Origin of the sequence: Paenibacillus sp. F4, from assembly GCF_002894905.1 — a bacterium.
GTDB classification, from domain to species: Bacteria; Bacillota; Bacilli; order Paenibacillales; family Paenibacillaceae; genus Paenibacillus; species Paenibacillus polymyxa_B.
In genome coordinates, this window is sequence record NZ_POVS01000006.1 from 311526 (window position 1) to 331687 (window position 20162).

The window sequence follows — 20162 nt, forward strand, 5'->3', positions numbered from 1 at the left end:
ATAGGTTCAGAGGTGGAATTATGAATAGACTGGAAGCCCTAGAACACTTCCATAAGACCTATGCGGAAGATGTATTGAACCAGAAATTACATCAAGCAGCGTGTTTGTATGAACAAAGAAAAGATGAGCTCATTTTTTCTTTTATTCAATCCTTTCAATCGATCTGCCTGCAAGCCCATTCCGCAGAAGTGGCCAAGACAAGGATCGGATACATTACTTATTCTATGAGGCGCACGTATCTGATGGATCGCAACTATAACTATGTCGTCGAAGCCTATGATGAAAATTGGTTCTTTGATCCTCAACCTTGTTATGGAATCTATGATGCAGGCTGGGCATTCCGCTTTTTAGCAGAAGTGGAGGATGAATTGAATCAGCTTCGAAAACCCTATATGAATAAGATTTTTCAGCCTGATGTGGAGCGATTTGTACTCCAGGCTGCAGGGGAATTTCATCAATATATTCTGAAATTAGCGAAAGATGCCATTCAGCAGGCTGTACATTTACCTGAATTCAAGGCGTTGAAATGTGAGGACGATTTGGAAGTAAGAATAGGGGAGTATAAAGGAATCAGTGAGGTGGTGTATTCAACAGCTTATGGAGTACTACATGATTCAACAGGATAATCGTATTACGGAGTATATGTATCCAGTAGGGACGAATCGCCGGCAGTTATTGGAATGGGCAGAAAGCTCATCATGTACTGATGAAGAATCTATTTTACAATTTTATGTATCAGGTGATGCGGCTTATATTGATTTTATAGAGCATCCGGTATCCATCGTTTCGGAGAAACTAAAGGAAATCTTTGATATATATCAAGCCGGATTAAGCTGGAAGCTGGTTGTTTTTGCCGATATGCAGCGAATGCAGCAAACAAGGTATTGGCTGGTAAATCCGCCTAGCCTGATGTGTTTATCACCACGTAGTGAATATCATAGGGACGGTACACTGAAGAAAATCATTCTAGATGAATATAAAGTAGAGAATCATAAAATATTCAGGGTTCAGGATGCCAATCATCATATTATTGTAGACCTCGATGTGGCTGAATGTATTTTGAAGTTCAATCTGGCAGGCTTGAAATTACAAAAGGTCGATACAGAGGGGCCATCTATATAAAGGAGAGTCTAAGAATGAGTGAGAGCTATGTAGTGGACGGGGCACAGATACATTGCAGCTATGGAAGTCATACGGAAAGATTTAGTGTTTCAGCTAACAGGGGGATTAGTATTGGCGACAAACTGCAAGGGAATATTCAGGATTTTCACCCGCAGACGCATATCCCTTCTTTCGGAATGTGCCGTAGTATGCATAATCCTGCAGTCTCTTCTGCTAACAAAGGAAATTCCGGGAAAATCATTCCGCAGCCCTGCAAACCGAGCGTTTCTATGCCTTGGTTGAATGGGAAAAAGGATGTATACGTAGATCAATCTCCGGCTCTTATGAGCTGCTCCACGAACTTATGCATGTGGTGCGGCAAAATTTCATTCACGACAGATGGGCAGGAATAGCTAACAGATTGTAGGAATTGCATCATATGAAAAGCAACGGGGGGAGTAAGATGGGACTGGCAGGAACCATGCTGACTTATGGAAATATTAGAGTGAATGCACCGTATGAAATTATCCGGCTACTTGATTTTGAATTGACACAGAAGATAAATGAGCACGGCAAGGTGTACATCACTGCTCTCATACCGGATGAGGATCATGCAAAGTATGATGGATTAGCTTACGATGAAGATGTGCTAGAGGTATATGAGACGGATGAAGACCGAGGGACAGTTAGCATCTTTAAAGGAATCGTCACCAATATTAGAATTGCATTCAAAAATGGCGTATATCACATGTACCTTGAGGCTGCGTCTTTTACATATTTATTGGATCAACAACGGAAAAACCGTTCGTTTCAAAACAGCAACTTGACGTATTATCAACTGTTCCGCGAACTTATAGATGCCTATCCACATGGGGATTTTATTGACCTGGCGGACAGCGATCAAAAGCTGGGCGGCTTTACTATTCAGTATGAGGAGAGTGATTGGGAGTTTCTAAAAAGAATGGCCTCTCATCTGCAAACTGGACTCATTGTCGAGATTACATCCGTATTCCCGAGATTATGGCTAGGTACCTCGAAAGAACAGGTGAAAGGTGAACTGCGTAGTATTAACTTTTCCCTCCAAAAAACAAAGTCAGGCCCCCGGTATACATATGCTGAAGTGGAGGATACGAAACGTTTTGAACTTGGAGATATGGTTTTGTTTCGACGAAAGCATTGGGTGATTGATCAGGTTCATGCAGAGATGAAGCAAGGTATTATGACATATGACTATGTTCTCGTTCCAGAAGAAGGCATTCCGAGGGAGGTTATACATAACCCGTTAATCAAAGGTACCTCTATTGAAGGGAAAGTCATTGATTTAGATGGTGAAAACGAATCCGTTAAACTTCACTTGTCCGTGGATTCTATGCAGTCCAAAGTTGAGGGTTGCTGGTTTTCATACCCCACCATGTATACCGGGGATGGGATCGGTTGGCATTGCATGCCTGAGCTAGGGGATCATGTCCATTTGTATTTTCCATCTAACAAAGAAAAGGAAGCTCGTGTGGTTCAATCCCTGCGTAAAAGAGACTACAAAGGAGATGAAATCAGCAAGCCGTCAAGAAAGCTATTTCATACCAAAACTCAAAAAGTGGCGAGATTCGACGACAAAGAAGTAGCACTTTCCACCCAAAAAGAAAAGATACTTATACGCTTAAATCCTGCTTCCGGTATTCACGTGTATAGTCATCACGATCTTACATTTCACGCCGATACAGACTTGGTGCTGCATGGCAAAAAGGTACAAATGACCGCTACTCGCGAAATATCTCTGACGTGCAAAAGCAGTTATATCCGAACTGATGGAACGCTTCATATCAAGGCTAGTAAGCTCATGAAAAATCAGGTGCCTGATGCAGAGCTAAAAGCCTATAAATCCCTAGTTCAAGAATTGAAAGGGAAGGGATATCCGCAATGGGTGCAGGATTTGCTGCTTCAATATAAAACGGACTACTACAAGGCTGTGGCAGCCGGGGACAAAAAAGGGGCCAAGGAAGCAGCAGCCAAGGCCAAGCAATTGCGTCAGCAGGTGGCAGAAATAGATCGTATGCCTGCCTGGGCCAGAGCGCAAATGCACGAATACACGTCCCAGTGGTGGGAAGCGCACAGCGCAAACGATAAAGCCAAGCAAAAGCAGATGCATCTTCTCGCCAACCAACTGCGTGACAACGTGCTAATCAACGAGCTGATTCGTGGTCATTCAGCCAAGTCCTATCTGGATGCGAATCGGTTGGAGGAGCTGTCTGGACAATACGCAGATGCGGCCCATAAGCTGACCGTTGCTGATCAAAAGGCTCTAGCCAAGGAAGCAGCTGCTCTGCGGAGTAAGTATGGCGTGAACAGCCAGCTTGCCAGGGAGAATTTGAACAAGCTTGCTAAGAAATATCCAGACAGCTTCTCGTATAAGCTGCCGACTACCGGCGATTGGGACCAGGCGCTTAACGCCGCATTGCAGGATTTTGCGAAGAAATACGGCTTGGAGAATAAGGGCTATGGTCGTGATGTGCTCGCAGTGTACCTGCATCAAGTAGCCAATGGTATCCTTCCATGGCCTAAGGTTAGCAAGGCTGCAACGCCGACTGTTCCAACGACGACAACAACGAAAACGGAGACGCAGACGGAGAAGAAGGCTCCGGTCACTCCTGAAAGGCCAACGAAGGAGGAACCGAAGCCATTAAATCCTGATGATTATAAAGATGGATTGGTAGCGGTGAAAAAGATCGAAAACTATATAAGTAGTAAGGGTGTAAAAGGTAATCAGGCTCGAGCTCTGTACAGAATAAACGATTACACCAATAACAGTATCATTCAAAAGAAACTGTCTTCAAACCGTAAGGCACCCCTTGTGTTTTTCTTTGAAGGAGATGGCTCTTATAGTCACAAACAACTCGATCATCCAGAAGGTCGGTATGGAGCGATGGCTATTGTGGTGATAGACGGCGAGATTAAGTACACAAGTAAAAATGCTAATACGCTTCCAGATTACGAGAGCAAGGATAAAACTGTTAAAGATGGAGTTTATGAATTTCTAGGGGGAAGACATCGGCATACTTATCCTGCTTTGCGTATTCGAAATGGTGGAATAGTTCCTGCTACCAAGGATGTCAAAAAAAGGATTGTACTGCAGATGGAATAAATATACACAAAGGCAACAATAACGATACTGTAGGTAGAGCGACTTCGACAGGTTGTATTACAGTCCATAAAGATGAGTATGTAAGATTTCTTATTTCAGTAGGTGTGATAGAGGACTCATTGGGAAATCATCCTAATGATATAAAAGGACTAGCTATTCTTGATCGGAAGGATAGATCAAAGTGAAGATTATTAGAAACATATTAATAATTATTTTTTTAATCGTGTTAGTAGCGTGTAATGCTTTTGCCAAAGACCCTACTGCCTTTTCTTCGAAAACGGTGGATGTGGCCTCAGAAGTGGTAAAATCATCTGATAAAACGGAGCTTGCTAAAGAGAATAGAAAGAAAGAATGGGCTTTAACGATAGAAGGAGGCAAAGAAGATCCAGCAGCATTTTTAGTTCAGTTGGAAGGTGCAAAAGTTGAACGGTTCTTAAGTGCCGAGAAACTGATTAGTCTCCTACAGTCGAAGGAGGATAAAGAGAAATATCGAGATTCCTATATAAGTGTAGGGAGAATCACAGATGATGGGAATCAAATCGCATTCGTATTAGATTTATTTAAAGAAGCAAGATTAATAATACAAATTTATGATTTAGATTCCGGTAACAAAGCAAATGAATTTGAGTTGCCTTATAACCACCCAGTAATTTCTTCTGATTTAACTAAGTATTTATATGAGAAAAAAGATAAAGCGTATATATATGACACGTTAACTGATCAATCAACAGCTATTCGATTAGATGGAAGTTCTATAGATGTAGATGACATTCATCAAGGACAATTTTCTCCAGACAGTACCCAGTTTTGTTTTACCGACAGCCAGCAGAATATTGTCGTATTTGATGTATCAAAATATAGAATCATTAAGAAAATCCATATAGATTCTGGTATGGCGATAGTTAACCAATGGGTTCAGAAAGATAAAATAATCTATTCCCTTGATTCTATGTCAGTAACTAAAACGTACCTGTTAAATGTAAGTAATGGAGAGGAGCGCCTTTTAGGCAAAGGGATGGAGCGACCTTTAATGTCTCGTGATGGGTCGAAGTTATGGTTTGAAAAGTTAGACTCACCGTCCAATTATAAACTGAATATAAATACAGGCTTCGAAAGTAAAGCTGCACCCATCACTACAATTGATGGAAATATGGCAACACCTGTGCAGTGGTTTTATACCGCTAATGACTTTTCTAAATATGAAAGTGAAATAAAAGTGCATCAAATCAAGGCTTCATCCACTCTATCAAGTGAAGGTAGCCAGTCTTATGATGCCAAAAATCTGGTGGATGGGGATAAAGCTACTGCATGGTGTGAAGGCGTGAAGGGCAACGGGGAAGGAGAAACAATAGTATTAGATCTTGGCTCTTTACACAAGGTAAATGGCATCCAAATTATTAATGGATATGCTAAGTCTGAAAAAAGTTATCGGGAAAACAATCGAGTTCAGAAACTAAAGTTGCAATTCTCAGACGGCTCCTCTCTGGTATTGAATGAATTTAACGCACGCAAAAATTTTAAAAAAACCATATATACCTCATTTATTAAACTTACTATTTTATCGGTTGAACGTGGAACGAAATATCAGGATACATGTATATCTGATCTACGACTTTTCTAAGCATCCCTAACAAAGGAGAAGACATATGAAGTGGAAAGAACCAACGTTTGGTGCAACACCTATGTTGAAAGCTTTAGCAACTGCTAATGCACACAGGAAAGCACAGGCATTTGATCTTGCAGCAGAACAGAAAAAACAAAAACTAAATTATCCCGACTGGGCCCAGACCTGGATGCGTAAATACAAAGAGGATTGGTATATTGCTCAAGCCAATGGTGACGAGGTTGGTATGCGTAAAGCGCAAAAGCTGGCAGAGGGGCTGCGAAGCAAATTACGTGAAATGGCCACGTTTCCTAAGTGGGCTAAAGAGCAAATGAAAAAAGAAACCGTTCGTTGGATGACGGCTGAAGCGAGCGGAAATATCATGGAAAGTTAGCTGCTGAGAAAGCGGGACGAGCTATACGCGAGAAGCTAGGTCTGATTGATACGAGTACTAAAGCACCACCAGAAGTACCCGTTACCACCGAATCGAAAGATGAACCTACAAAAACGAACGTAAAGACTCCGGCTGGAAAATGGATACCTGCTGAATTCCAGTATAATGGTAGTTCTAAAGCTGAGAAAACATTTAAAAGACGCTCATTAAATTTCACCAAAATGAAATGGAACCAGGAAAAGTTGCATGGTTTGTGGGAAGCTACAAAGAAGATACAAGAAACATATGATATTCAGATTGATCCCCGTTTTTTGTTAGCAATTATTGTTCAAGAAGGAACTGGAAGTTTTAACACTAGTAGTACAAATAGGGCGGCCGATGGTGAGCATGGTGCTGAAACTAATTATGCCAAAGATTTGATGAAAGCCAATAGCCTTATATTTGGGAAAATATTAGGATATATATATTATGGTCAGGAATTTAGGCAAGCAGTAGTAAAAAACAATAAATTGAGTGGTATTACAGGCAAAGGAGACGTTTTTCAATACTGTAATTGGTTCACGCCGATTCTTAGAATGAAATCTAAGCGGGTTGAATGTGGTATATACGCTAGCGATAACCGTTGGGGTGAGAATGTGCGGAAAATATACATACCTTTAGTGGGAATGAAGCTTCTAACTATGAACAATATCTGTTGAGTCTTGATAAAAGTGTAACTCAGAAAATTGCTGCATCCGAAGGTATTAAGCTTCCTAATTTTAAATTTAAACCTACCCAAAATGGTAACGACAGCAGAAAAAATGATACGAGTGAGTGGAGTATCGTCGGTGAAAGATAAATCACAATTCGAAATGAGGAAAAGAAGTGTACAAACCAAGTTACGGTTATTTCATTATGATGCTTATAATGATTTTTGGAGTAACTGCGTGCGGTTCCACAAATATCAATAATTATAAAAGTGAGAAAACAGTTAGCGTCAAAGACCAGAGCACAGGGAACTATCGAGGTGAAAAAGTCGAAAAATCCCAGAATATTGCATCTGCCGATCCGGAGTCCCTTCAGGACGACGACTTTGAAGTCTCATATCGATCACATAAGATTGATAAGAATACGGATATTAAAGAACTTATCCATAAGTGGGGTTACAGTGAAGGATTTGAAGCTAACAATAGAGGATATAATAGTGGGAATGGAACATATAGAAGATGGAGTCTGTCCTATCCTAACTATGAGGAGCCAGAAATAAGATTTGTAGTTTTATCTAAGATTGAACTTGAAGGGGAGGAACTGGTGGATGGTGAAAGCTATTTAGTAGCCGTGAGTTTGGAGAATCCCAAGTTTAAAACAAAAAGAGGCTTGAAGATCGGTGATACCCTTGGCAAAGTGCTACAGCTCTACGGCAAACCGAGTATTGTAACAAATGGGAGTCTGCTTTATTCCAAGAATGGCTTACATTTGAGGATTCAGTGGGATACTGAAACGGAAAAAGTAAATAATATCTTCATAGAATATAATATGGAGAAATCCATAAAACAGCAACGTAGTGCTGATTATGTAGAAGAGGATGCTCAGCCCGACCCTGATCTAGAACCATATACTATTCAAAGGGAACAATCATTTACTACCACTCTTAATGGATGGGGAGAAGTAAAGTTTATATCCACTTTAAAAGATGAGGATACGAATGATCTGATTCAAGCAAAGTTTTTTTTGGAAGTTAACAGTGACAAATACGTGGAAAACAAGATTCTGTACGAATTCCCCGAATTTTATGGTAACAACGGTAAAATGATTGATAGGATCAAAGCAGTAAGTTTTAAGGATTTGAATCAGGATGGACGTACGGATATTGTTATTATTGCTGATTACATCACCGGAGTTAATGCAGACGGAATAGAGACACTGCCTGTTGCGGGGATTTACTTTCAGAAAAAAGATAACACATACACTACCCTGCCTGAATTGGATAAGAGTATCAATCAAACTGGACATAACCGAACACTTCAAAATGTCATTCAATACGTAACCAAACAACGGATAAACGTGCATTAATTAATACAAAGAGGGGGTTTTTTGAAATCAATTTTATAAATAGAATACTATTTTTAATATTGTTATTTAGTCTGTTATTGAATGGATGTTCCGAAAAATCTACGAATGAGAAGCAGCAGGCAGTTGACCCCATCAAACCTAGCACTCAAGTGATAGGGCAAAAAGTTGAGACTGAGCCAGAGTCTGCTGCTCAAAAACAAGATCGAAATAGCAATAATGTAAATCCGAAAAATAAAAGAAATGGAAATTACGTCGCAGATTCTAACACATTAGATCAGTTTATAAAGGAAATCCAACCCCCAAATGAGCAGCTTCAGAAAATGTTAAAAGAAGATTTGGACCTTGATGGAAAGCCGGAATACGTGCTTGCTTTTGGGTTAGAAAAAGGGGTGATTGACAACGTATTTGTAGTCCGGGAGGATGCTGGCTATCACATCATTGGTAAATTAGAGGACCCACTTATAGTTGCACATCTTAATACAGACATGAAGATCATGAAGCTGGATCAAACAGAACAAAAGTTTATCGTAGTATATTCCACTAGCGAAGTGGATGAGGCCGAAGGATTCTCTATATTTACTTTAGACCATAACCGAATTAGCAACCTGAATTACAATTATCCAGAAGCAACAGGGCAAGGAATCAGGAAGCTGGAGGATATTAATAAAGATGGTGTTTTTGAGGATGTGAGTTATTACCGTTTTCAGGATACTCAACAACATACGATAATAACATATCAAAAATTCGACAGCAGCGGACCTGAAAAAACAAAAGTACTATACGAGAATGGAAATGAAAAATTTGTATGTCCTACGGTTCCTAAAGATATTATCCAAAATTATTTGGAAGATCATTATCTTATGAATCGCTTCTTGATACACTTGCCTGAAATGGCGGAATTCACTGCGTTGTCAGCAAGCCCGAAAAATCATTTTGAAGATATCATAGATTTTTCCGCTATGGACTATACAGGATTAGACTTGAATGTAAAAGAGATTGCTAATGAGGCTAATCAGCGGGTGTTTTTGGTAAAGAGTAGCTCAGAAGAAGAGGAATCAAACCAAGGACTTCTATTTACGTTAGAAAAGCAATCAGGCAAGTGGAAGATTATGAGTATAGAGATAAACGATAAATTGCAGAAAGTGTGATATCCAGCATGAATTACTTGAAGTACGGGCGAGCTGGTTGCGTCCTGTTAATACTCATTTCCTGTGTAGTGCTGAATGGATGCATGAAGGAACAGAATTCTCCAACAAATGAAACAAATCATGCACTTTCTCTCCAAAATGACGATAAAACGATTTCCTATTCGAAAAAGCTGAACACGCTAGTGAAAAAACTTCATATAGTCAACGATGAAAATAAGGATGATGATACCAGACAAGATAAGCTTGAGGAGTTCACACAGGAACTTAATTTGTTGTTAAACGAGCCTAAGAGTGTAGAGATGAAGGATGGAGAATTAGTAGAAAAGTTCGATAATAATCTCACTATCTTAACAAAATCGTTTCCGTTAAAAAGCGGGCAGCTAAACGTTAGGGTTGTGAATTATAGAGCACCTAAAACGGTGACAGGTACGATCGGAGATAAATACACATTTATTCAGTGGTGGAGTACTAAGCAACTTGTACATGCTCAGATGATTGAGGATGGCGGGCCAGAATTGACTACAGACTTCGTGGTTCGGGATTCAGACAAGGGAATACAGCTGTTGTTAGGGGGATATGTTTCAATATATCATCCAGATCCCGTATTTGTTGCGTTGTGGGAACTCTCCGGGGAAAAATGGACACAGAAAGAAATAGTAATAGATAAGATAAAGCTTCCGGATGCGTGGGAATTGAACGAGGATATAGATGAGTTTATTTTAGAGAATCGGCAACATGATAGTATGAGTATTGGAGTTTTAGACCACGGTGATGGTTTCTTAATAAACAGTGATGATTCTGAACAAAACCTTATCATTGAGTTCTCCAAAAGTGGAGAAGTCCGTATTGATTCCGAATATAGCAGCGCCTTGAATACTTATAGTGAACGGCAAAGCTATGAACTCATTCAAGAGGAATATTCAAAAAATGGGATCGTGATTAAATACCCTCAAATTACAAAACTCAAGAATATTGCAAAGCAGAAATCTTTAAACCAAATTCTTAAGACTGATGCTTTAGAAGGATTACATGACTATGCGGATTCCAATGCTGGAGTCCATGTCGAAATTGATTATGAGATCAAACGACAAAGTGAACGATTCTTGAGTGTTCAATATACGGGTATTTATTATGTGAAGGATGCAGCCTATCCTACTCATATGTTTTATACGACGAACCTGGATATGAAGCAGGTTTCAAGAATAAGATTGAGAGATCTGATAAAAGTCGAGAAACCTTTTATTGAGCTTATAAAAAGCGGGAAGATTACAGCTGTTCAGCCAGAGCAACAAGGGTTAATCGGTGATTTCACAAAAGATGATTTGATTCAATTGTTAGCAAACGCGGATGTAACCAAAGGTTCGCCTGCGGAAGCAGAAATGGAATCGTTTAGTTATCTCACAAATGATTCGTTGGGGATGAGTGTACCTATGGCTCATGTAGTAGGGGACCATGCGGAGTATGAAATTCGTTTTGCACAAATTCCAGAGAATATTAGGCAAAATGAGGAACTATGGAGTGAGTTAAGTTCCGTTGAGGATCAGTCTGTTTCCACAGTTGGCGGTGAAAAGTTGAATACCGACCAATATGAAATTGAAGAGTCGCAGTCTTTTCAAACTAATCTCGAAGGTTTTGGAAAAGTACGGTTTGTATCTACAAATGGGTATCCGGAAGGTTTTCGTAAATTCTTTTTCTTCCTATTGGATGACCAAGGACATATTCTTTATCCATTCCCCAATTTCTACGGGAACCGTGAGTGGGTTGCACGTTACGGAGGAGTAGAAGCAGTGGCCTTCAAGGATGTGAATAAGGATGGATTGAAGGATGTTATCGTCATTGCCAATGTTGATAATGGGATTCATGGATCTGGTAGAGTTGATGAATTCTCTATAGCGGACATATATTTTCAGAAAAAAAATAAAACTTTTACCACGATTCCTACATTAGATGAGGCTCTCGACGATCAAGGACATAATCAAACCATTAAAGAGGTCATTCAATACGTAAGCAAACAACGGATAAACGTAAACTAACCGACATAGAGGAGCGGTAACATGGGATATCCAATCATCAAGTATAATGGAACAGTTTTATCTCTTAAAAATCCGAAAGTTAAAGTTGTACAGAAAATGAATGAGCATGTGAAAGTCTTTTTGACGGGTGTGTTAACGGGTGCCCAAATGGAAGAGTACACAGATCATATGGAGGCAGGGGCGAAGTTAGTCGTTTCTTATGTGAATGATGATCAGAAGCAGATTGTATTATTTAGGGGATTAGTCACGCAGTTCAGAATCAAGTTGGTGTCCAATGTAGCCTATTTGGTCGTCGAAGCCCTATCCTATACAAGCCAGTTGGATGAAGTGCTTCATAGACAATCTTTTCAAAATGTGAAGATGAAGGTGCAGGCATTGCTTGAACATGTACTCAAATCATATCCCAAAGCGAATTGTACGAGCCGCTTAAAAGATCAGCTTCTACAGGAATTTACGATGCAATTCGACGAAACGGACTGGTCATTTTTAAAACGTATAGCGTCTCGGATTGGTTGGGGACTGATACCTGATCCGATTGGAGACAAATCGCAGTTTTATTTTGGATTACCGGATGGTGTCAATCAAGGTGAGCTCAAACAGTATAACTACTCGATGACCAGAAAAACCAAGCCAGGGGCCAGCAAGGAAGACAATCTTTTGTATTACAAAATACAAACGACAGGGGCTAGAGATGTCCTGCTGCAAATTGGGGCGGAGGTTAAATTTAAAGGGAAAGCTTTATACGTCCTGCAGTCTGTTGCGTTTATACGACATAGTGCTTTGTGGCATGAATATGTGCTGACTACAGCGGATGGAATGAAACAGGATTTGATTGTAAATGAGGACATTCGGGGCATGTCATTGAAATCCAAGGTCATTGGAATCGAGCAGGATCATGTGAAGGTTTTCTTTTATGAAATGGATAAGGTCAAGCCTAACGTCAAGGAAACCTGCGCTTTTCCAACGGCTACATTTTATACATCGGAAGGGAATACGGGATGGTACTGCATGCCGGAGCTGTTTGATTTTGTAGATATCTACTTTCCGACCTCTAAAGAAAAAGACGCTATTGTGACCCATTCGATCCGAAAGAGATCCAAAGGCGGTGACTTTATTAAGGACCCGTCGACGAAGATCTTTATGACCAAGTACCGCAAAGCTATTATTTTTGAGAAAAATGAAATTTTAATTACGGGGAACGACGATGAAGTGGTGATTCGACTGCTGGATGACCATGGAATTGAACTGCGAAGCAAAAAGGATATCCGTGTAAAAGCCGACGGGAACCTGGTGTTCAATGCGGGTAACACAATACAGGTCACCGCGAAGGATGCTATCGGTTTAAAATGTAAAACGAGTTTGGTAGAAATGGATGGTAACATCAAAATGACTGGAGAAAAGATAAAGACGCAATAACTAAAACCACCAAGAGAGGGTAAACCATGGCTAAAGTAACTACAGGAGCAATTGTGAATGAGAAACCGCCGACCCAAGAAGATATGATTCAAGAATGGAAACGTAAAATAAGCAAAGGCGAATATCCTTTTATTCATGTAACTCAGCATAGTACCAAAGGTGACGAGCGTTAAATATGACTAACGACGACTGGAAGAGGCTCCTAAAGAGCCTTTTCTGCAATCATGGTTCAATGTTCTGAATTCTTTTTAGGATTCCTACTGTCAATGAACCAATCCGGTCCACTTACATCAAGTACTTCTTTCTTTTTATAATCGTAGGCAATAGATATGACTTGGCCTTCGTTTCCTTTTATATAGCCACGGAGATAAACGGTAGAGTTAACGTAACTGCCAATAAACTCGTTATTTTGGTAAATAAAATCGGCATTATAATACTTCTTAATGTATTCTTTTCCGATGGGTATGCCAGATTGAACGTATGCTTCTTTTTCTGTATTTGCTGTATATTGCATGTAACAAAAGATTCCGACAAGGATGAAAAGTAATATAAGGATACTCCCCCAAACCTTTTTCTTCTTCAAGTTGAATTCTTCTCCTTATTATCTCCTTTTATATACCCAGAAACATTATTGCTTTGTTTGTTAATAATAGAATAGCTTATAATAGCCAATATCAGGATTAGCTCCGTACAACCTCTAAAAATTGTGTTCATATATGCAAATTTCTTCTAACATACAGTTACAAAGTCCTAATCGTTATTAGGTATGAATTATGACCATTAATACAATCCTCTCCGACTTTGTTCTCATTTGTATTCCGAATGATACTCGAAATAAACATAATACATTATAATGATACTACTTCCTGAGAATGGAAGAGTGAACTTAATTACTGAATAAAAGCGAATCTTATTTTATGGAACAGGTACGTCTCGCTTTCTTTAGGAGAAGGGTGCATTTTTGTCTATAATTCTACTATCAATAAACCAATCCGGTCCCGTAACATTGACAACTTCTTTCGAGTCCAAATCATATGAAATAATGATGGTATCTTTATTTTTTCCTTTTATATAGCCATAAAGATGAATTCTTGCATGAACGGTATTTTCCTCTATTTCATACTTTTTTAAAGTGAAGTCGGAATTATAGTGGGATTTAATATATTTCACGCCGCTAGCTGTGGCTGTTTTTACGGTTTCTTCCTTTTCCTTACTGGACATGCTTGAACATCCTCCTATAAGGATGGTGACTAGAATAATTGTAAGAGCAATCCTTAAATTTCTATACAATTTGATGAGCTCCTTTTTGATTATATTACCTCTATTATGTAACTTTATAATATATTTACTTAGTAAACAAGGTGGGAATATACATTGACATTCATTGAAGACAAGATATATTGGCAGCTTGCCGACCAAGCTTACGAAAGGGAACCTCATCCAAAGGGTTACAAGGATCAAACCCCTCCGGGCTGGGAAGTAGCAAAACTTGATGAGAAACTATTACATGACACAAACGGTTCTGGATTCGATGCGACTGTATTCCATAATGAAAAAACCAATCAGGTAATTATCGGTTATAGAGGAACAGAGCCACCGGATCGTCCCAAGTGGAGTGTTGCGATGGACTGGGGAACGGATATCAACGATGTCGTAGGTGGACGGGCAAAAACTCTGAATCAAATCCATGATTATTATGTAAATAATCCGGAAGAGGTAAAAACCTTCCCTCCACAGGTACAAAGTTCATTTAAACAATATGAGGAACAGTATCAAAATAATCAATTTACGCATGCCCAAAACTTGTACGATGAAGTGAAGAAGAAGTACCCTGTTGCCGAAATATCTACGACTGGTCATTCTTTAGGCGGTGCAGAAGCAGAATATATTGCAGTGAAAAATGGTTTATCATCCGTGAGTTTTAATGCTCCCGGCATTGTACACTTACTACCTGAGAATCTTCAAAAGAGGGTAGAAGCAGGAGAGTTCAGGAAAACAAATGTGGCTTTTGCCCATCCCGGAGATACTGTTGGCGGGGGAGCTACTAAAGCTAATCAACATGTAGGAGAAACGTATCATATTGGGAGTGATTATAAGACTGCCAATGTAGCCAAGTTTACTATTCCTGTTTCAATTCCCATGGAAAGAAAAAACGAATTGGAAAGACTTATTCTTGGCCCCAAATGGACTCCTATTGTTTATGTCCCGATTACATTGCCTATGATGCAGCAAGATGCATTCACCAAGTTCTATAATTCTTTATTAGGGGGAGAACATACTCATAGAATGGCGCACTTTACATTTGACGATCGTACCGGCAATATCAGCAATCCACTGTACACCATGGACGGGCAACTGGTGGAAGGTAACCCACGGGTGCAGGCATACGAACAAAGGCTGGCGGCAGAGGCGGAATTCAAAGAAGTCATGGGCGATTTGGTCGAACGCTACGGTGGACAAATAGGTGCCTTCGGGCAGTTTGCTGCTACTGCACTGGGAGTGAATCTGATGGGAGAAGGCCAGCAAAATGGTCGCACCAATGGTGGAGCATATTTTGTGGGCAACAAAAATGGGGGCACAATTCAATTAACACCTGAGGAGCTAAAGCATGCGGCTAACCAGATGCGTTCCAGCCTGCATGGATTTTCTAGCGATACCCGAGCATCCATCCAGTTATTTCAGGCTCATATCGGGACAAGTGAAAGTCAGTCTTTGACCCCAATTGCGCATAGTGCAACGGCAACACTGGATCGGATCAATCGCTGGTATCAGGAATCGATTACAGAGATAGCAGAGTATATAGATCGCAAGGGCCAGGAATTTACGATGGTGGATCAATAAAAAGAGCAGCTGGAAGAACACAACGGGAGGCGAAAGAGATGAGCAGAATATCTTTGAGCCTGGGGGATCTGCGTAGGGCTGTTCAGCAATGCGAGCAGCTAAAGCAAAGACTTCAGCATCAGGAGCAGCAGATGAAAAATATATATGGTAGGCTGCAAGACTGGCGGGGCGAATCGGCTGCTGAATTAACACGTAAAATGGAGACGTTTCTCCAAGGCACAACTGTACGAATACAGGAATTGGACGATCATAAAGAGCAGTTGAAACGTTATATTCGCAAAATGGAAGAAGCTGATCGGCGTGAGGAGAGACGTAAACGGGCTGCACAATGGTGATACAGGCAGACTGCAATAGTTAGGAGAACATCATGAAAGATCAAATTGCATTTGTCATTTTACTTATATTGAATATCGTTTATGGCTTAACGTTATTTGCCTATCCGGCCATGCTGATGGTGGTCGCATTTTCTTTCGATGCACCAACAGCTGGAGATTATCTCATCAATTATATTTTTGCCTATGTCATAATGAGCTACCCGATAGGAATATTTATTTCATGGAGCTGTTGGTATTTTTATCATCGTTATGCTTTTAAGAAGGCGTATATCATAGCTAACTTTATGCTGTTGTGGCCAGCTACTCTCGTAGTGTCCTCGTGGATTCAATCGGCTTTTTCTTGAAGGGGTTCTCATCTGGCCAGTCAGCTACATAACAAAAAAACCGTACAATCGCTTGGGGACTCCCGCGGGGTACGGTTAAATGCGTTTAAATAAAAACTACATATATAGTAGAAGAAAAAAATATTCTCCCAGAGTGGTGACGATAACGACTTTGTAGTCTACTTTAATTTTCCTGCGGGGAATATAGCAGTGTTCGAAAACTTAAGGGTTAGACGAAAAAAGTGTAAAAATGTTGAAAAGCTACAAAGTTCGACATATTGTTCGCTTTTTCGCATCATATGTTATTAGATTAGGGATTTTTGTTTGCTATTTATCGTATATTTATGTATAATCTATCGTGTTGAAAGATTGATTGTACGTAATATGCTGATGAGGGTGGGTTCATGACGCTGCTCGACAGTAACGAAAGCAAGAAGCGGATGTGCCAGATTTACAATGAAGTTTCAAAGGAACTGTTCGGCTTCGGGACCACGCTGCTGCGGGCCACCGTTGAGAACAACATTGTTACCTTTGTGGCGAAGCACCGGCGTTCTCCACGCTCGGCGGCATTGGAAGTGGAAGCCCCCGGCTTGAAGCTGGAAGTGGATTTCCGAATGTCCATGCTGTACAAGAAGAGACTTCGCGAGAAGCTGATTGAGGATATGGAGCTCGATATAGATGCTTTACTGCGTGATTATGATTCAGCAACGCAGTGGGCTATTACGAACATCATTCTGAAGGAATCCTAACAAAATTGGATATTCGGCTTTTCGCTTCGGATCTATCTGAGGGGAGAACCTGTTATAACGCGCAGCGGGATCAACTTATTCTTTGTTTACGAAGAAAAGTATTCTTGTTTTACAAGAGTACTTTTCTTTTTTGTGTCATAAGGTGTGCATAATAAAAAAATAGGGGGAGTTTCATATGAAGAAATGGTTTAAAGGGTTTATGGCTGTGACCTTGGCATCCGTGGTACTGGCAGGTTGCGGCAGTAATGCTACTGGCGGTCAGACAGATGGAAAAGATGGTTCAGCTGATGGGAAAAAGAAACTAGTTATTTCCACATGGGGCTTTTCCGAGGACTTTTTTAACAAAGAAGTGTACGAGCCTTTTGAAAAAGAACATAACGTTGACATCGTGGTGGAAATTGGAAATAACGCGGAACGGTTGAACAAAATCAGTCAAGGCAGCACAGACGTCGATCTGATTTATCTGTCTGATTATTATGCTCAACAAGGAATTCAACAGGGATTGTTTGAGAAGCTGGATCGCAGCAAGGTGCCGAACCTGAACCAAATTTATGATATTGCCAAAGCGCCGCTGGGTGAGGAGTATGGTCCTGCTTATACGGTCGGGCGTCTCGGTATTGCCTATAATCCGGAGCTGGTGAAAAAGAATGTGACCTCTTGGGCTGACCTGTGGGGAACTGAGTTCAAAGGAAACGTGACTTTGCCAAATATTACGGCGACTGCCGGACCGATGATGGTAGATGCAGCCTCCAAGGTAGCGGGTAGTAAGGAGTTTAATGAAGACCAAGCCTTCGGAAAACTGAAAGAGCTGAGTCCGAATATCGTTAAGTTTTATAGTAAAACGTCCGAGTTCGTGAACATGTTTAGTCAACAGGAAATTGCGGGCGGTCCGATCATGGAAATGTACTTCAAAGATTTGCAGGCGGCTGTGCCAGGAGCGAAATTTGTAGCTCCTAGTGAAGGTGCTTACGCAGTAATGAACACGATTAATGTAGTGAAAGGCTCTGACCAGAAGGAGCTGGCTGAGGAATTTATCAACTGGCAGCTGAGCAAGGAAGTTCAAGAAAAATCCGCCAAGGCGAAGGTTGATTCTCCGGTGAACACGCAGGTGGTACTGTCCGGTGCGGATACAGAAGGAATTACGTACGGTACAGATGTAGTGAACAAGCTGACTAAGCTGGATATGAAGTTCGTTAACGATCATATCAAGGCATGGACCGATCGCTGGAACCGGGAAGTAGCACAATAATGAAAAAGGTCATATTAGATGTAGATACGGGCATTGATGATGCGTTGGGTATTTTACTGGCCGCCAAAAGTGGTCAGCTGGATATCCAAGCAATTACTACAGTATGCGGTAATGTTTCACTTAAACAAGCAACATTGAACACATGCAAAATCCTCGACCTTTTGGATAGACCGGATATTCCGGTTTATCGGGGGGCGGAGGCTCCCTTAATACGTAAAGGTCTGCACGAGCACCGTGTCCATGGAGAAGACGGCATTGGAGGTGCATTGAGTGGAGTAGTCCCAGCGATGTCTGCGTCCGAAGGTTTTGCGCCGGATATTATCATTGATACCGTGATGGCTCACCGGGGGGAAGTGACGCTCATTTGCACCGGGCCGCTCACCAATTTGGCACTGGCGCTGCTGAAGTGTCCCGAACTGACGGATCACGTCGATGAGGTCATTTTTATGGGCGGTGTTATTCACGGGTGCGGCAATATTACTCCTGTAGCGGAGTACAACATGTATGCTGACCCTGAAGCCGCACGGATCGTATTTCATGCAGGATTTGGTCGGTTGATACAGGTGGGACTGGATGTAACACGGAAGGCTCTGCTGACTGCCGATCATATTGCTCGTCTGTCCCATCCTGCAATTCGTAATTATGTAGCTGAAAGTACGGCTGTGTATACCAAGCGTTATGAAGAACGCAACGGGGTAAAAGCGTGTGCGCTTCATGACCCGCTTGCCGTGGGTGTCGCATTGAATTCGAGGTTAGTAGGTACCTCGTCGTTGTATGTCGACGTGGAAACCTCCAGTCGTATATGTGACGGACAAACGGTGGGCGATGTGCAGAATCGACTCAATCATAGCCCCAATATGAATGTGTGCGAACAGGTGGACAGCGAAGCTTTTCTGGAGCTGTTTATCCAGGTGCTGAATAAGGAATAACATTTTGATAACCGCAAGGAGCTACCCATGAAGAAAACATACTTGTATTGGCTGCTGCCAGGTCTGCTCTTTCTGGCGGTGTTCATGGTCATTCCGATTGTGTTGACGATCGGTTCGACCTTCGTACAGAACAGCTCATTCACCCTAGAAGGCTATCTCCATTTCTTCAAGGACCCTTACTTTCTGAAAATATTGCTGACTACGCTGGAAGTCAGTGTCGTAACGACACTCGTGTGCGTATTACTCGGCTTCCCGACGGCTTATTATATTTCGCAAAAGGCCCCGCGTCGTAAAGGTATTTTGCTTGCGCTGGCTATCTTTCCCTTATTGACGAGTCCGGTGGTGCGGTCATTCAGCTGGATGGTCATTCTGGGTCGCAAGGGGCTGTTAAATAACGTGCTCATCGGTTTAGGACTTGTAGATGAACCGCTGAATATTTTGTACACCCCGGCAGCGATGATTATTGGTCTGGTTCATTTGTTTTTACCACTGATGATTATTTCACTGATTGGTGTGCTCGAAAATATTGACGGTGATCTTGTTCATGCTGCTCAGAGCCTCGGGGCTTCCAGATTCAGCGCATTTCGTAAAATCGTATTTCCGCTGTCTGTGCCGGGTCTGATCATTGGAAGCATTCTCGTTTTCGTAGGCAGCCTGACTGCATATACGACACCAGCACTACTTGGAGGAAAACAGCGGGTTATCGCTACATTTTTGTATCAGAACGCGATGACGCTAAACGACTGGTTTTTAGCTTCTGTTATTGCAACAATTATGATTGTTATTACATTTATCGTGGTCGGTCTCTTAAATAAGGCGGCCCATAAACTCAATCCGAAGGGGTAGGTGG

19 protein-coding genes and 2 pseudogenes are annotated in these 20162 nt (G+C 41.2%); 19 read left to right on the plus strand and 2 right to left on the minus strand.

Annotated elements, in window-relative coordinates; all coding sequences use genetic code 11:
* Positions 1 to 20 precede the first annotated feature (20 nt).
* The 12 genes and pseudogenes from C1T21_RS03920 to C1T21_RS27220 all read left to right on the plus strand — a co-directional run bounded on the left by C1T21_RS03920 (position 21) and on the right by C1T21_RS27220 (position 13059).
* Positions 21 to 626 carry a hypothetical protein gene (locus C1T21_RS03920; protein ID WP_103047298.1) on the plus strand — a complete coding sequence of 202 codons (606 nt, stop codon included), beginning with the start codon at positions 21 to 23 and terminating at the stop codon, positions 624 to 626.
* A complete protein-coding gene (locus C1T21_RS03925) occupies positions 610 to 1122 on the plus strand; it encodes a hypothetical protein (RefSeq protein ID WP_103047299.1) in 513 nt (170 codons plus the stop codon). The genes C1T21_RS03920 and C1T21_RS03925 overlap by 17 nt, the downstream gene beginning before the upstream one ends.
* A gap of 14 nt (positions 1123 to 1136) precedes the next feature.
* The gene (locus tag C1T21_RS03930) at positions 1137 to 1514 is read left to right on the plus strand and encodes a DUF4280 domain-containing protein (protein ID WP_071643719.1); all 378 of its coding nucleotides are present in this window, start codon (positions 1137 to 1139) and stop codon (positions 1512 to 1514) included.
* 50 nt (positions 1515 to 1564) lie between these two features.
* A pseudogene (locus tag C1T21_RS03935) lies at positions 1565 to 4425 on the plus strand (phage baseplate assembly protein V).
* Positions 4422 to 5861, plus strand: coding sequence for a discoidin domain-containing protein (locus C1T21_RS03940; RefSeq protein ID WP_103047300.1), 1440 nt, complete (start codon positions 4422 to 4424; stop codon positions 5859 to 5861). Before C1T21_RS03935 ends, C1T21_RS03940 begins: the two are co-directional and overlap by 4 nt.
* Before the next feature lie 25 nt (positions 5862 to 5886).
* Positions 5887 to 6338, plus strand: a pseudogene (locus tag C1T21_RS27725) (hypothetical protein); the annotation flags it as partial.
* A gap of 150 nt (positions 6339 to 6488) precedes the next feature.
* Positions 6489 to 6935, plus strand: coding sequence for a hypothetical protein (locus C1T21_RS27730; protein ID WP_258012367.1), 447 nt, complete (start codon positions 6489 to 6491; stop codon positions 6933 to 6935).
* Between the two features lie 166 nt (positions 6936 to 7101).
* Positions 7102 to 8289, plus strand: a complete 1188-nt coding sequence (locus tag C1T21_RS03950) for a hypothetical protein (RefSeq protein WP_103047301.1) — start codon at positions 7102 to 7104, stop codon at positions 8287 to 8289.
* A 59-nt stretch (positions 8290 to 8348) separates the two neighbouring features.
* Positions 8349 to 9437: a hypothetical protein gene (locus tag C1T21_RS03955; protein ID WP_103047302.1), complete on the plus strand. Its 1089-nt coding sequence runs from the start codon at positions 8349 to 8351 to the stop codon at positions 9435 to 9437.
* Positions 9438 to 9445: 8 nt separating this feature from the next.
* A complete protein-coding gene (locus C1T21_RS03960) occupies positions 9446 to 11470 on the plus strand; it encodes a polysaccharide deacetylase family protein (RefSeq protein WP_103047303.1) in 2025 nt (674 codons plus the stop codon).
* A gap of 21 nt (positions 11471 to 11491) precedes the next feature.
* A complete protein-coding gene (locus tag C1T21_RS03965) occupies positions 11492 to 12886 on the plus strand; it encodes a hypothetical protein (protein ID WP_103047304.1) in 1395 nt (464 codons plus the stop codon).
* A gap of 26 nt (positions 12887 to 12912) precedes the next feature.
* Complete coding sequence (locus tag C1T21_RS27220; protein WP_180984547.1) at positions 12913 to 13059, plus strand: hypothetical protein; 147 nt, start codon at positions 12913 to 12915, stop codon at positions 13057 to 13059.
* Between the two features lie 56 nt (positions 13060 to 13115).
* Here the strand turns inward: C1T21_RS27220 and C1T21_RS03970 are convergent, their stop codons facing one another.
* Both C1T21_RS03970 and C1T21_RS03975 read right to left on the minus strand, forming a co-directional pair.
* Positions 13116 to 13469, minus strand: a complete 354-nt coding sequence (locus tag C1T21_RS03970; RefSeq protein ID WP_103047305.1) for a hypothetical protein — start codon at positions 13467 to 13469, stop codon at positions 13116 to 13118.
* A gap of 359 nt (positions 13470 to 13828) precedes the next feature.
* Positions 13829 to 14107, minus strand: a complete 279-nt coding sequence (locus C1T21_RS03975; protein ID WP_258012358.1) for a hypothetical protein — start codon at positions 14105 to 14107, stop codon at positions 13829 to 13831.
* 153 nt (positions 14108 to 14260) lie between these two features.
* Here C1T21_RS03975 and C1T21_RS03980 point away from each other — a divergent pair, with 153 nt between their 5' ends.
* From C1T21_RS03980 to C1T21_RS04010, 7 genes are all read left to right on the plus strand, one after another.
* Complete coding sequence (locus C1T21_RS03980) at positions 14261 to 15727, plus strand: Tle-like phospholipase domain-containing protein (RefSeq protein ID WP_103047307.1); 1467 nt, start codon at positions 14261 to 14263, stop codon at positions 15725 to 15727.
* A 38-nt stretch (positions 15728 to 15765) separates the two neighbouring features.
* Positions 15766 to 16062 carry a WXG100 family type VII secretion target gene (locus C1T21_RS03985; protein WP_013312462.1) on the plus strand — a complete coding sequence of 99 codons (297 nt, stop codon included), beginning with the start codon at positions 15766 to 15768 and terminating at the stop codon, positions 16060 to 16062.
* A gap of 32 nt (positions 16063 to 16094) precedes the next feature.
* Positions 16095 to 16406, plus strand: a complete 312-nt coding sequence (locus C1T21_RS03990; protein ID WP_103047308.1) for a hypothetical protein — start codon at positions 16095 to 16097, stop codon at positions 16404 to 16406.
* Positions 16407 to 16789: 383 nt separating this feature from the next.
* Positions 16790 to 17134: a hypothetical protein gene (locus C1T21_RS03995; protein WP_029518631.1), complete on the plus strand. Its 345-nt coding sequence runs from the start codon at positions 16790 to 16792 to the stop codon at positions 17132 to 17134.
* A 175-nt stretch (positions 17135 to 17309) separates the two neighbouring features.
* Complete coding sequence (locus C1T21_RS04000; protein ID WP_061830502.1) at positions 17310 to 18383, plus strand: ABC transporter substrate-binding protein; 1074 nt, start codon at positions 17310 to 17312, stop codon at positions 18381 to 18383.
* On the plus strand, positions 18383 to 19312 hold the full coding sequence (locus tag C1T21_RS04005) for a nucleoside hydrolase (protein WP_103047309.1): 930 nt from the start codon (positions 18383 to 18385) through the stop codon (positions 19310 to 19312). The genes C1T21_RS04000 and C1T21_RS04005 overlap by 1 nt, the downstream gene beginning before the upstream one ends.
* A 27-nt stretch (positions 19313 to 19339) precedes the next feature.
* Positions 19340 to 20158 (plus strand): ABC transporter permease, encoded by an 819-nt coding sequence (locus C1T21_RS04010; RefSeq protein WP_103047310.1) that lies wholly within the window; start codon positions 19340 to 19342, stop codon positions 20156 to 20158.
* Positions 20159 to 20162 lie beyond the last annotated feature (4 nt).

Excerpts from the sequence above, each read along its gene's own strand:
- C1T21_RS03960 (WP_103047303.1), top strand. The coding sequence starts at position 9,446 with ATGAATTACTTGAAGTACGGGCGAGCTGGTTGCGTCCTGTTAATACTC.
- C1T21_RS03930 (WP_071643719.1), top strand. The coding sequence starts at position 1,137 with ATGAGTGAGAGCTATGTAGTGGACGGGGCACAGATACATTGCAGCTAT.
- C1T21_RS04005 (WP_103047309.1), top strand. The coding sequence starts at position 18,383 with ATGAAAAAGGTCATATTAGATGTAGATACGGGCATTGATGATGCGTTG.
- C1T21_RS27220 (WP_180984547.1), top strand. The coding sequence starts at position 12,913 with ATGGCTAAAGTAACTACAGGAGCAATTGTGAATGAGAAACCGCCGACC.
- C1T21_RS03975 (WP_258012358.1), bottom strand. The coding sequence starts at position 14,107 with ATGTCCAGTAAGGAAAAGGAAGAAACCGTAAAAACAGCCACAGCTAGC.
- C1T21_RS03985 (WP_013312462.1), top strand. The coding sequence starts at position 15,766 with ATGAGCAGAATATCTTTGAGCCTGGGGGATCTGCGTAGGGCTGTTCAG.
- C1T21_RS03990 (WP_103047308.1), top strand. The coding sequence starts at position 16,095 with ATGAAAGATCAAATTGCATTTGTCATTTTACTTATATTGAATATCGTT.
- C1T21_RS03995 (WP_029518631.1), top strand. The coding sequence starts at position 16,790 with ATGACGCTGCTCGACAGTAACGAAAGCAAGAAGCGGATGTGCCAGATT.
- C1T21_RS03925 (WP_103047299.1), top strand. The coding sequence starts at position 610 with ATGATTCAACAGGATAATCGTATTACGGAGTATATGTATCCAGTAGGG.
- C1T21_RS03920 (WP_103047298.1), top strand. The coding sequence starts at position 21 with ATGAATAGACTGGAAGCCCTAGAACACTTCCATAAGACCTATGCGGAA.
- C1T21_RS04000 (WP_061830502.1), top strand. The coding sequence starts at position 17,310 with ATGAAGAAATGGTTTAAAGGGTTTATGGCTGTGACCTTGGCATCCGTG.
- C1T21_RS03965 (WP_103047304.1), top strand. The coding sequence starts at position 11,492 with ATGGGATATCCAATCATCAAGTATAATGGAACAGTTTTATCTCTTAAA.
- C1T21_RS04010 (WP_103047310.1), top strand. The coding sequence starts at position 19,340 with ATGAAGAAAACATACTTGTATTGGCTGCTGCCAGGTCTGCTCTTTCTG.